Consider the following 13,822-nt stretch of genomic DNA (forward strand, 5'->3'; position numbering starts at 1 on the left):
CGGGCGTCCGCTGCCGTGGTCACGTCGTTCCCAGCTCCCTGTCGATGAGGTCGAACAAATCGTCGGCGGTCTCGACCGATTCGAGTTCGCCGTCCCCGGCGTCCGGTTCCCCGGTCCCGGTGACCGTCACCGGCGCGCCCGACCAGCGGGCCAGCAGGTCCCGCAGCCGGTCGGTGACGCGGGAGCGGACCTCGGTGTCGTCCACGTCGGTGCCGTTCAACGCGGCGTCCAGGCGGTCCAGTTCGCCCAGCAGGGCCTGCGCGCCGCCGGGCGGGTCGGGCAGGTCGAGCTGGGTCAGCAGGTGGCGGACCTGGACGGCGGGGGTCGGGTAGTCGAAGACGAGGGTCGCCGGCAGCCGCAGGCCGGTGACGGCGTTGAGGCGGTTGCGCAGTTCGACCGCGGTCAGCGAGTCGAAGCCGAGTTCCTTGAAGGACTGCTCGGGTTCGATCTCGGCGGCCGAGGAGTGGCCGAGGACGGCCGCGGCCTGCTCGGCGACCGCGTCGAGCAGCAGCTGCTCCCGGTCGGCGGCCGGCAGCGGGGCCAGCCGCTCCGCGAGGGTCTGGGTGCCGCCGGCCGCGGTGGCGGACGTCTCGGCCCGGCGCCGGGCGGGCGCCTTGACCATGGCGCGCAGCAGCGGGGGCAGTACGTCGGCGTGTTCGCGCAGGGAGCCGTGGTCGAGGTCCATGGGCAGGAGCACCGCGCGGTCGGTGGCGGGGCCGGCGTCGAGCAGGCGCATGCCCAGTTCGGCGCCGAGCGGGACCATGCCGGTCCTGGCGTGGCGTTCGCGGTCGGCCTGGCCGAGTTCGCCGGTCATGCCCGCGTCGGGCAGCCAGGTGCCCCAGGCGAGGGAGGTGCCCGGCAGGCCCAGGTCGCGGCGGTGGTGGGCCAGGGCGTCCAGGAAGGCGTTGGCGGCGGAGTAGTTGGCCTGTCCGGCGCCGCCGAACGTGCCGGCCACGGACGAGAAGACCACGAACCGTGCGAGGTCCAGGTCGCGGGTCAGTTCGTGCAGGTTGGTCACGGCGTCGGCCTTGGGCCGCATCGACCGGTCGATGCGTTCCGGTGTCATCGAGGAGATGACACCGTCGGCCAGGACGCCCGCGGTGTGGATGACCGCGGTCAGCGGGTGGGCCGGGGGCAGTGCGGCGAGGAGGTCGGCGAGGGCGGCGCGGTCGGCGGTGTCGCAGGCGACGATGGCGACATCGGCTCCCAGGGCGGTCAGTTCCTCGCGCAGTTCGGCGGCGCCGGGCGCGTCGGGTCCCTGCCGGCCGGCCAGGACGAGATGGCGCAGGCCGTGGTGGGCGACCAGGTGGCGGGCCGTGATCCGGCCCAGCCCGCCGGTGCCGCCGGTGAGCAGGACGGTGCCGTCCGGGTCGGGGGCGGTCGGCAGGGTCAGGACGACCTTGCCGATGTGGCGTGCCTGGCTGAGGAAGCGGAACGCGTCGGGGGCCCGGCGTACGTCGAACGTGGTCATCGGCAGTGGCGGCAGCACCCCTTCCTCGAAGAGGGTGACCAGTTCGCGCAGCATCTCCCCGATGCGGTCGGGGCCGGCCTCGACGAGGTCGAAGGCCTGGTAGGCGACGCCCGGGTGGTCCTCGGCGACCTGCCGCGGGTCACGGACGTCGGTCTTGCCCATTTCCAGGAAGTGTCCGCCGCGCGGCAGCAGCCGCAGTGAGGCGTCCACGAACTCGCGTGCCAGCGAGTCGAGTACGACGTCCACGCCGCGGCCCTCGGTGGTCTCCAGGAACAGTTTCTCGAAGCCGAGGTCGCGGGAGGAGGCGAGGTGGGCGTCGTCGAGGCCCGCGGCGCGCAGCGCGTCCCACTTGCCGGGGCTCGCGGTGCCGAACACCTCGGCGCCCAGGTGGCGGGCGAGCCGTACGGCGGCCGTGCCCACTCCCCCGGCGGCGGCGTGCACGAGCACGGACTGGCCTGGGCGCAGCCCGCCGAGGTCGACGAGTCCGTAGTACGCGGTCAGGTAGACGATGGGCGCGGTGGCGGCCTGGGCGAAGGTCCAGCCGCGCGGGACGGCGGCGACCATGCGTTCGTCGGCGACGGCGACGGGGCCGAAGGCTCCGGCGAACATGCCCATCACCCGGTCGCCGACGGCGAGTGAGGTGACGTCGGCACCGGTCTCCGTCACCACGCCGGCGCCTTCCAGGCCGATCGCCGTGGCGTCGCCGGGATACATGCCGAGCGCGGTGAGGACGTCGCGGAAGTTGACGCCCGCGGCGCGCATCGAGATGCGGACCTCGCGCGGTGCGAGGGGCCCTGTCACCTCGGGGCACGCGGTGAGCTTCAGGCTCTCCAGGGTTCCGCGTTCCTCGACGCAGAGCCGCCAGGCGGCCGTGTCGGCGGGCTCGGTGAGCGCGCGCCGCACGTCGAGGGGGATGATCTTCGGTGTGGTCACCGTGCCTTCCCTGACGGCCAGTTCGAGGTGGCCGGAGGCGAGGGCGGCGGGCAGCGCGGCCGCCGAGGCGGGCGCGGTGTCGAGGTCGGCGAGGACGAAACGGCCGGGGTTCTCGGAGCGGGCCGAGCGGACCAGGCCCCAGGCGGTGGCGCGGGCCGGGTCGGCGGGCCGGGTTCCGACGCGCATGGCGTCGCGGGTGACGACCGCGAGCCGGGCGTGGGCGAAGCGGGGTTCGTCGAGCCACTGCTGCACGAGCCGCAGTGTGGTGTGCGCGGTGGCGCGTGCGGCGGCGGCCAGACCGCCGGTGTGAGCGTCGGTGTCGGTGTCCGTGTCCGTGTCCGTGTCGGGCAGGACCAGCAGGACGGTCTCGGGGATCTCGAGGTCCGAGGCGGCGAGCGCGGTCAGGTCGGGGAAGGCCCGCACCCGTGAGCCGGCCCGTTCCAGTTCCGCCGTCAGCGGCAGGGCTTCGGCGCCGCCGACCAGGGTCCAGTCCGTGCCGGGCGTCTGGGCGCTCGCGGACACCGGCGCCCAGTCCAGTTCGTACAGGCCTTCCTGGCGCGGTGCGCCGATGGTGGCGCCCGCGAGGTCTCCGGTGAGTTCGCGCAGGGTGAGGGAGCCGACGGTGGCGACCGGGCGTCCCGTGGTGTCGGCGAGGGCCAGGCCGATCGACTCCGGGCCCGTCTGCACCATGCGCACCCGCAGGGCGTCGGCGCCGGCGGCCTCCAGGCGGACGTCGTTCCAGGAGAACGGCAGCCGGCCCGCGTCCTTCATGGGCACGAACATCACGGCGTGCAGGGCGGCGTCGAGCAGTGCCGGGTGCAGGTCGAACGCGTCGGCGGACGGGTCGGCGTCCTCGGGCAGCGCGACCTCGGCGAACACCTCCTCGCCGCGTGTCCACACCGACTTCAGGCCCTGGAAGAGCGGCCCGTACAGGTGGCCCCGTTCGGCGAACCGCTCGTAGAAGCCGTCGAGGGGTACTTCGTCGGCGTCCTGCGGCGGCCATGCGGTGAAGTCGTAGGGGGTTTCGGGCGTGGTCGTGGCGTCGGCGGTGAGCAGGCCGGAGGCGTGCAGCGTCCACGGTGTCTCGGGGCCGGCGTCCTCGGTCCGCGTGTGCACGGTGAGGGTGCGGGCGCCGTTCGCGTCGGCGGCCTCCACGTGCAGTTGTACGTGCAGGGCGCCGCTGTCGGGGAGGGTGAGCGGGGTGAGGATGGTCAGTTCCTCCACCCGGTCGCAGCCGACGTGTTCGGCGGCGTGCAGGGCCAGGTCGAGGAAGCCGGTGGCCGGGAACAGGGCCGTGCTGGTGAGGGCGTGGTCCGCGAGCCAGGTCTGGCCGCGCAGCGACAGGCGTCCGGTGAAGAGGCGGGCGTCGCCTCCGGCCAGTTCGACCGCGGCACCGAGCAGGGGGTGCGCGGCGGGGTCCAGGCCCGCCGAGCCGACGTCGCCGAGCAGGACGGGCGGTCCGGGCCAGAACCGCTGCCGCTGGAAGGCGTACGTCGGCAGGGTCGTGGTCCGTGCGCCGGTGCTGTCGAAGACGTGGGCCCACTCGAGGTCGACGCCCTTGGCGAACGCCTGGGCCAGGCCGAGGAGCAGTGCTTCGCGCTCGGGGCGGTCCTTGCGCAGGACGGGGACGAAGAGCATCTCGTCGCCGCCGGAGGCACTGGTCTGGGCGAGGGCGGTGAGGGTGCCGTCGGGGCCGAGCTCCACGAACCGGCGTACGCCGCGTCCTTCGAGCCAGGTGATCCCGTCGGCGAACCGTACGGCCTCCCGCACGTGGCGGACCCAGTAGTCGGCGGACTCCAACTCCCCCGCGCCGGCGGCCTGTCCGGTCACGTTCGAGACGACGGCCATACGGGCCGGCGTGTACGTCACGCTCTCGGCGACCGCACGGAACTCGGCCAGCATCGGTTCCATCAACGGCGAGTGGAAGGCGTGGGAGACCCGCAGGCGGGAGGTGCGGCGGCCCAGGGCCGTAATCTCCTGGGCGATGGCCTCCGCCACCGCTTCGACGCCGGAGATCACCACCGAGCGGGGGCCGTTGACGGCGGCCACCGACACCTCCGTCTCCCGGCCCTCCAGCAGCGGGAGCACTTCGTCCTCGGCGGCTTCCAGCGCGAACATCGCCCCGCCGGAGGGAAGTTGCTGCATCAGGCGGCCGCGCGCCGACACCAGCCGGCACGCGTCCTCAAGGGAGAACACCCCGGCCACGTGCGCGGCGGCCAGCTCGCCGACCGAGTGGCCCACCAGGAAGTCGGGGCTCATCCCCCACGACTCCACCAGCCGGAACAACGCGACCTCGATGGCGAACAGTGCGGGCTGTGTCCAGCCCGTCTCGTTCAGGAGATCCGCGTCCTCGCCGAACACGACCTCGCGCAGGCCGTCGTCCAGGTGCGCGCAGACCGCGTCGAAGGCTTCGGTGAACACCGGGAAGGAGTCGTACAACTCCCGTCCCATACCGAGGCGTTGTGCTCCCTGGCCGGAGAAGAGGAAGGCGAGCTTGCCCTCGCCCCGGGCGGAGCCGGTCACGGTGGAGGGGTTCGGCTCGTCGTCGGCCAGTGAGCGCAGGCCCTGGACGAGGGTGTCGTGGTCCTCGCCGAGGACGACCGCGCGGTGTTCGAAGACCGAGCGGTGCGCGGCCAGGGACAGGCCCACGTCGGCGGGGTCCGTCTCCGGCCGGTCGGTGAGGTGGGTGAGGAGCCTCTCGGCCTGGGCCCGCAGGGCGGTGCGGCTGCGGGCGGTCACGATCCATGGCACCGCGCCGCCGGCGGGGGCCGGTTCGGTGGCGGCGGGGGCGGGCGCGGGCTCCTCGCCGGTGGCGGCTTCGAGGATGACGTGGGCGTTGGTGCCGCTGATGCCGAAGGAGGAGACACCGGCGCGGCGGGGACGGTCCGTCCCGGGCCAGTCGACGGCCTCGGTCAGCAGCCGGACGTCGCCCTCCGTCCAGTCGACGTGGGTCGAGGGCTGGTCGACGTGGAGGGTGGCGGGCAGGACGCCGTTGTTCAGTGCCAGGACCATCTTGATGATCCCGGCGACGCCGGCGCCGGCCTGGGTGTGGCCGATGTTGGACTTGACCGAGCCGAGCCACAGCGGCTGTCCGGCCTCGCGGTCCTGGCCGTAGGTGGCGAGGACGGCCTGGGCCTCGATGGGGTCGCCGAGGGTGGTGCCGGTGCCGTGCGCCTCGACGGCGTCGACCTCCGCGGCCTTGACCCCCGCGTCGGCGAGCGCCGCGCGGATCACCCGTCGCTGGGCGGGGCCGTTGGGGGCGCTCAGGCCGTTGGAGGCGCCGTCCTGGTTGACGGCGGAGCCGCGGACGACGGCGAGGACGGGGTGGTTGTTGCGGCGGGCGTCGGACAGCCGCTCCACCAGGAGCATGCCGCCGCCCTCGGAGAAGCCGGTGCCGTCGGCGGCGTCCGCGAACGCCTTGCAGCGGCCGTCCTGCGACAGACCGCGCTGCCGGCTGAAGTCCACGAACAGGCCGGGTGAGGCCATCACGGTGACGCCGCCGGCGAGGGCGAGGTCGCACTCGCCGGAGCGCAGTGAGCGCACGGCCAGGTGCAGGGCGACGAGGGAGGCCGAGCAGGCGGTGTCGACGGTGACCGCCGGGCCCTCCAGGCCGAAGGTGTAGGAGAGCCGGCCGGAGACGACGCTGGCGGCGTTGCCGGTCAGCATGTAGCCCTCGAAGTCCTCCCGGGAGGCGGCCAGCATGCCGGTGTAGTCCTGGCCGTTGGTGCCGGCGAAGACGCCGGTGCGGCTGCCCTTCAGAGTCCTGGGGTCGATGCCGGCCCGCTCGAACGTCTCCCATGTCATCTCCAGCAGCAGCCGCTGCTGCGGGTCCATGGCGACGGCCTCGCGCGGGGAGATGTTGAAGAACGCCGGGTCGAAGCCGCTGGCGTCGTTCAGGAAGCCGCCGGTGCGGGTGTAGACGCTGCCGGGTTTTCCGGGTTCGGGGTCGTACAGCGCGTCGAGGTCCCAGCCGCGGTCCTCGGGGAAGGGGACGAGCCCCTCCTGGCCGTCGAGCAGCATGCTCCACAGCTGTTCGGGGGTGCTGACGTCGCCCGGGAAGCGGCAGCCCATGGCGACGACCGCGATCGGCTCGTCGTCCCGCGGGGGTACGGCGGGCTCGGAGGCCGGGGTGTCGGGCTGTTGCGTCCCGGCCAGCTCGGTCAGGAGGTGGCCGGCGAGGGCGTCGCAGTTGGGGTGGTCGAAGACGAGGGTGGCCGGCAGGCGCAGGCCGGTGATGCGGTTCATGCCGTTGCGCAGTTCGACGGCGCTGAGGGAGTCGATGCCCAGGTCGGTGAAGGGGCGGCCCGGTTCGACGGCCTCGGCGGACGGGTAGCCGAGGACATTGGCGACGTAGGAGCGGACGACGTCGAGGACGGCGCCGGCCCGGTCGTAGGCGGGCAGTTGGGCCAGGTGGGCCTGGAGGGAGGAGGCGTCCGCGGCGGGGCTCTCGGCCTGCTGGGTGCGGGCGGCGTCCAGGGCGCGGCGGGCGGCGGGCAGGTCGTCGAGGAGGTGGCTGGGGCGCGGTCCGGTGAAGGCGAGCGCGTAGGTGTCCCAGCGCAGGTCGGTGACGACGACGGTGGTGTCGTCGGCGTCCAGGGCGCGGCCCAGTGCGTCGCAGGCGGACTTGGTGTCCATGGGGTGGACGCCGTAGCGGCGCATGCGGTCGCCGGCGGCGTCGCCGACCATGCCGCCGTCGGCCCACAGGCCCCAGGCGATGGCGGTGGCGGGCAGGCCCTGGGAGCGCCGGTGCTGGGCGAGGGCGTCGAGGTAGGCGTTGCCGGGGGCGTAGTTGCCCAGGCCCGCGCCGCCGAGGACGCCGGAGGAGGAGGAGAACAGGACGAACGCCGACAGGTCCAGGTCCTGGGTGAGTTCGTGGAGGTGCAGGGCGGCGGTGGCCTTGCCGCGCAGGACGGGGTCCATGCGCTCGGGTGTCAGGGAGTCGACGACGGTGTCGTCGAGGGAGCCGGCGGCGTGGAAGACGGCGTCCAGCGGGCGGTCGGCCGGGATCGAGCGGAGCAGGGCGTCCAGGGCGTCCCGGTCGGCGACGTCGCAGGCGGCGAGGGTGATGTCGGCGCCGAGTGCGGTGAGTTCGTCGCGCAGTGCGGCCGCGCCGGGGGCGTCGGCGCCGCGCCGGCCGGCCAGGACCAGGTGGGTGGCGCCGCGTCCGACGAGCCAGCGGGCGATGTGGCCGCCGAGGGCGCCGGTGCCGCCGGTGACCAGGACGGTGCCACGCGGGTGCCAGGCCGGGGTGTCGGCGAGGGGGGCGGCGGCGTGGACCAGGCGGCGTCCGAAGGAGCCGGAGGGCCGGATCGCAATCTGGTCCTCGTCGCCGGGGGCGGCGAGGACGGCGCACAGGCGGGTGCCGGCCCGGCCGTCGAGTGCGGCGGGCAGGTCGACGAGGCCGCCCCAGCGTTCGGAGTGTTCCAGGGCGGCGACCCTGCCGAGGCCCCAGACGAGTGCCTGGACGGGGCTGGTGACGGTTTCGGAGGGGCCGACGGCGACGGCGCCGCGGGTGGCGCACCACAGCGGGGCGTCGGTGTCGGTGTCACCGAGGGCCTGGAGGAGGGCGACGGTGCCGGCGAGGCCGTGCGGGAGCGCCGGGTGGTCGGGGTGGGGGCGTTCGTCGAGGGCGAGCAGGGACAGGACGCCCGCCACGGCGGGGGTGGCGTCCTCGGTGGTGAGGGCGGCCGTCAGGAGGGCGGCGAGGTGAGTGCGGTCGGTGTCGCCGTCGGGGACGGTGACCAGGCGGGTGTCGCGGGCGCCGCCGCCGGTCAGGGCGCGGTGGGCGTCGGCGACGAGGGCGTCGTGGATGCCGTCCGGGCCTGCTGGGGCGACGAGGAGCCAGGTGCCGGACAGGGCGCCCGCGGCGTTGTCGGTCAGCGGGGACCATCCGACGCCGTAGCGCCAGGAGTCCGTGGTGGAGCGTTCGCGGCTGGTGCGGCGCCAGGTGGACAGGGCCGGCAGGAAGGCGCTCAGCGGTGCGTCGGCGGGCAGGTCGAGGGCGTCGGCGAAGGCTTCCGGGTCTCCCTGGTCGACGGTCTCCCAGAAGCGGGACTCCACCGTGTCCGTGGCGGCGGTGACGGAGGAGGCGGAGGCGGAGGTGTCCCGCTCCGGCACGTGGGGCCAGTACCGCTGCTGCTGGAAGGGGTAGGTGGGTACGTCGACGCGGTGGGCGCCGGTGGCGGTGAAGACGGCCGTCCAGTCGAGGGCGACGCCGTTCACGTGGGCCTCGGCGACGGAGGTGAGGAACTGGCCGAGGCCGCCCTTGTCGCGGCGCAGGGAGCCGAGCGCGGCGCCTTCGACGCCGGCGTCCTCCAGGGTCTCGCGCAGGCCGACGGCGAGCACGGGGTGCGGGCTGACCTCGATGAAGGTGCGGTGGCCTTCGGCGATCAGGCCGCGGACGGCCTCCTCGAAGCGGACGGTCTCGCGCAGGTTGGTGTACCAGTACTCGGGGTCGAGGGTGGTGGTGTCCTGCCACTGGCCGGTGAGGGACGAGCGGAAGGGGATCGCGGCGTCCTGCGGTTCGATGCCGGCGAGGGCGTCGAGCACGGTCGCGCGGATGGGTTCGACCTGCGGCGAGTGGGAGCCGTAGTCGACGGCGACCTTGCGGGCGCGTACGCCGTCCTCGGTGAGGGCGGTGAACAGTTCGTCGAGCGCGGCGGCTTCGCCGGACACCACCACCGAGGCCGGTCCGTTGACGGCGGCGACGGCGAGGCGGTCGGCCCACGGACTCATGCGGGCGCGGGTCTCGTCGGCGCTCAGCGGCACGGACATCATGCCGCCGGTGCCGGCGATGGCGACGATGGCCCGGCTGCGCAGGGCGACGATCCGGGCGCCGTCGTCGAGGGACAGGGCCCCGGCGACGCAGGCGGCGGCGATCTCGCCCTGCGAGTGGCCGACGACGGCCGCGGGGGTGATGCCGAGGGAGCGCCACAGGCCGGCGAGGCCGACCATGACGGCCCACAGGGCGGGCTGGACGACGTCGACCCGGCCGATGTCGGCCGCGTCCTCGTCGCCGCGCAGGACCGCGGTCAGGGACCAGTCGATGTGGGGGGCGAGCGCGCGTTCGCAGTCGGCGACGAGTGCGGCGAACAGGGGTGATTCGGTGAGGAGTTCGCGTGCCATGCCGGTCCACTGCGCGCCCTGTCCGGGGAAGACCAGGACGGGGTCGGCGGCGGTGGGCGCGGTGCCGGAGACGACGCCGGGTCCGGTGACGGGGGCGCCCGCGGCGAGGGCGGCGAGCGCCTCGTCGAGGGTGTCGCGGCCGGTGGCGAGGACGGCCGCCCGGTGTTCGAAGGCCGAGCGGGTGGTGGCCTGGGAGTAGGCGAGGTCGGTGAGCGGGGTGTCGGGGCGGGCGAGCAGGTGGGTGCGCAGGCGTGCGGCCTGGCTGCGCAGGGCGGCCTCGGTGCGGCCGGACAGCAGGGTCGGTACGACGGGCAGGGTGCCGGTGAAGACCGCGGTGTCCGGGGTCGCGGGCGGTGCGGTGGCCGTTTCGGGGGCGGGTGCCTGTTCGACGATGACGTGGGCGTTGGTGCCGCTCATGCCGAACGAGGAGACACCGGCGCGGCGCGGGCGCCCGGTCTCGGGCCAGTCCCGCTGTTGGTCGAGCAGGCGGACGTCGCCGGCGCTCCAGTCGACGTGCGGGGTGGGGTTGTCGGCGTACAGGGTGCGCGGCAGGACGCCCTCGCGGATCGCCATGACCATCTTGATGATGCCGCCGACGCCGGCGGCGGCCTGGCTGTGGCCGATGTTGGACTTCAGGGAGCCCAGCCACAGGGGCCGGGCCTCGGGCCGGTCCTGGCCGTAGACCGCGATGAGCGCCTGGGCCTCGATCGGGTCGCCGAGGGTGGTGCCGGTGCCGTGTGCCTCGACCGCGTCGACCTCGGCCGGGGTGAGGCCGGCGCCGGCGAGCGCCTGGCGGATGACGCGCTGCTGCGAGGGCCCGCTGGGGGCGGTCAGTCCGTTGGAGGCGCCGTCCTGGTTGAGGGCGCTGCCGCGGAGCACGGACAGGACGGGGTGGTGGTTGCGGCGGGCGTCGGAGAGCCGTTCGAGGACGATCATGCCGACGCCCTCGGCCCAGCTGGCGCCGTCGGCGTCCGCGGAGAACGGCTTGCAGCGGCCGTCGGGGGCGAGTGCGCGCTGGCGGCTGAACTCGATGAGGGAGCCGGGTGTGGACATCACGGTCACGCCGCCGGCGAGCGCGAGGGTGCATTCGCCCTGGCGCAGGGCCTGGGAGGCGAGGTGGAGGGCGACGAGGCTGGAGGAGCAGGCGGTGTCGACGGACACCGCGGGGCCTTCGAGGCCGAGGGTGTAGGCGATGCGGCCGGACAGCACGCTGGGTGAGTTGCCGGTGCCGACGTAGCCCTCGACGTTGTCGTCTGCGGCGGCCAGGATCGTGACGTAGTCCTGGTAGGTGACGCCGGCGAAGACGCCGGTGCGGCTGCCGCGTGCGGTGGCCGGGTCGATGCCGGCACGTTCCAGTGCCTCCCAGGACGTCTCCAGCAGCAGGCGCTGCTGGGGGTCCATGGCGAGGGCCTCGCGGGGGCTGATGCCGAAGAACGAGGGGTCGAACTGGCTGGCGTCGTGGAGGAATCCGCCCTCGCGGGTGTAGACGGTGCCCGGGTGGTCGGGGTCGGGGTGGTAGAGGGTCTCCGGGCTCCAGTTGCGGTCGCCGGGCAGTGGCGAGATGCCGTCGGCGCCGGCCACGACGAGGTCCCACAGGTCCTCGGGGCTGCGGACGCCGCCGGGGTAGCGGCAGGCCATGCCGACGATGACGATCGGGTCGTCGTCGGCGGACGCCGGGCGGCGGGTGGGGCCGTCGTCGTCGGTGGTGCCGCCGAACAGGTCGGCGTCGAGGTGCCGGGCGAGTGCGTGGGGGGTGGGGTGGTCGAAGACGAGGGTGGCCGGGAGGGCCACGCCGAGCGCGGTGCTGAGCGCGTCGCGCAGTTCGACGGAGGTGAGTGAGGTGAATCCGAGGGTGGAGAAGGAGTGGGCGGGCTCGATGTCGGTGGGGCCCTCGTAGCCGAGGACGTCGGCGACCTGGGTGCGCACGGTGGTGAGCAGGACGCGGGCGCGTTCGGCCGGGGGCCGGTTCGACAGCCGCTCCAGCAGGCTGCCGGGCTGCTGGGCGCGGGCCGCGGTGCGGCGGGCGACGGCCCGGGTGCGGGCGGGGGCGGGCCGGTCGGTGGTGGCGGGGGCGGCGGGGGCGCTCGTGTGGTGCGGGTCGAGGGGCCGCATCAGCAGGGAGGCGATGGTGAGGACGGGTTCGCCGATCGCGTCGGCGGCTTCCAGGGTCAGGGTGTCGGGGCCGCGGCGGGCGAGCCGGACGCGCAGGGTGGTGGCGCCGGTGGCCCGGAGCGAGGCGTCGGCGAGGGAGAACAGGACGCGGCCGTCGCCGAATCCGTCGAAGGTGCCCAGGCCGAGCGGGTGCAGGGCGGCGTCCAGGAGCGCGGGGTGCAGGTCGAAGCGTCCGGCCTCCTGCGTGGTGCCTTCGGGGAGGGCGACTTCGGCGTACACGTCCTCGCCGTGGGTCCAGGCGGCCCGCAGGCCCTGGAAGACGGGCCCGTAGTCGAGTCCCGCGGCGGCGAGCCGTTCGTAGACGCCGTCGACGTCGAGGGGTTCGGCGCCCGGGGGCGGCCAGGCGGTGAAGTCGAACTCCGGGGCGCCGGTTGTGCGTTCGGGGTGCCGGGTGCTCAACAGGCCGCCGGCGTGCCGGGTCCAGGGGCCGGCCGCGTTCAAGTTGTCCGGGTTGTTGAGGTTCTCGGGCCGGCCGTACACGCCGAAGACGCGGGAGCCCAGCGCGTCGGGTTCGGCGACCCGGATCTGGAGGTGGACGCGGCCGTGTTCGGGCAGGACGAGCGGGGATTCGAGGACGAGTTCGCGTACGTGCCCGCAGTCGGTGTGGGCACCGGCGCGCAGGGCGAGTTCGAGGAAGGCGGTGCTCGGCACCACGACGGAGCCGTTGACGCGGTGGGCGGCGAGCCAGGGCTGCGCGTGGGCCGACAGGCGTCCGGTCAGGACGACGGTGGCGCCCTCGGCGGGCGGGACGACGGCGCTCAGCAGCGGGTGGTCCGCGTCGAGGAGTCCGGCCGCGGCCGGGTCACCGGATCCGGTGGGTACGTCGAGCCAGAACGTGCGGTGCTGGAAGGCGTAGGTGGGCAGGGGTACGGGCCGGCCGCCGGGGGCGGCCGCGTCCAGGCAGGACTGCCAGTCGACCGGGACACCGCGGGTGAACAGGGCGCCCAGGGCGGCGAGGAGGACGGCCGGTTCGGGGCGGTCGGCGCGCAGCGCGGGCACGGTGAGGTGACCGTGGGACTCCCAGCAGCCCTGGGCGAGGGTGGTGAGGGTGGCGTCGGGGCCGAGTTCGAGGCAGTGCTCGACGCCGTGGTGTTCCAGCCAGGCGATCCCGTCGGCGAAGCGGACGGCCTGCCGGACGTGGCGCACCCAGTACTCGGGCGAGGTGAGTTCCCCGGCCTCGGCGGGCCTGCCGGTGAGGTCGGAGACGACCGGGATGCGCGGCTCGGCGTAGCCGATGCTTTCGGCGACGGCCCGGAAGTCGGCCAGCATCGGTTCCATGCGGGGTGAGTGGAAGGCGTGGCTGACGCGCAGCCGGGTGGTCTTGCGTCCCTGGCCCGCGAAGTGCGCGGCCACGGCGAGTACGGCCGGCTCGTCGCCGGCGACCACCACGGACCGGGGGCCGTTGAGGGCGGCGAGGCCGATCTCGTCCTCCCGCCCGGCCAGCAGGGGCAGGACCTCCTCCTCGGTGGCCTGCAGCGCGATCATGGCGCCGCCCTCCGGCAGGGCCTGCATGAGCCGGCCCCGGGCGGCGACCAGCCGGCACGCGTCGGGCAGGGTGAGGACGCCCGCGACGTGGGCGGCGGCCAGTTCACCGACGGAGTGGCCCAGGAGGTGGTGGGGCCGTACGCCCCAGGACTCGACCAGGCGGTACAGCGCGACCTCGACGGCGAACAGGGCGGGCTGCGCGTACTCGGTGCGGTCGAGGAGGGCGGCGTCGTCACCGAGGACGACCTCGCGCAGCGGCTGTTCCAGCCGGCCTTCGAAGTGGCCGCACACGGCGTCGAAGGCGTCCGCGTAGACGGGGAAGGCGTCGTAGAGCTCGCGGCCCATGCCCGGCCGCTGGGTGCCCTGGCCGGCGAACAGGAACGCGGTGGTTCCCTCGGTCAGGGTGTCGCCGGTGACGGCGTCCGGGGAGGGTTCGCCCGCGGCGACGGCGGCGAGGCCGCGCAGGAGTCCGGTGCGTGCGGTGCCGCGGACCACGGCCCGGTGTTCGAAGCCGGGCCGGGTCGTCACCAGTGCGTGGGCGATGTCGGCGGTGTCGAGTGCGGGGTGCTCCTCGACGTGGGCCAGCAGGCGTGCGGCCTGTTCGCGCAGGGCGGCGGCGCTGCGGGCCGACACGAT

At 74.7% G+C, this 13,822-nt stretch carries 1 protein-coding gene; it reads right to left on the minus strand.

The window, feature by feature from the left end:
• Positions 1 to 19: 19 nt before the first annotated feature.
• On the minus strand, positions 20 to 13,819 hold the full coding sequence (locus HEP85_RS00730) for a type I polyketide synthase (protein ID WP_369657518.1): 13,800 nt from the start codon (positions 13,817 to 13,819) through the stop codon (positions 20 to 22).
• Positions 13,820 to 13,822: the final 3 nt, after the last annotated feature.

The organism is Streptomyces sp. RPA4-2, from assembly GCF_012273515.2.
Taxonomy (GTDB): domain Bacteria; phylum Actinomycetota; class Actinomycetes; order Streptomycetales; family Streptomycetaceae; genus Streptomyces; species Streptomyces kaempferi.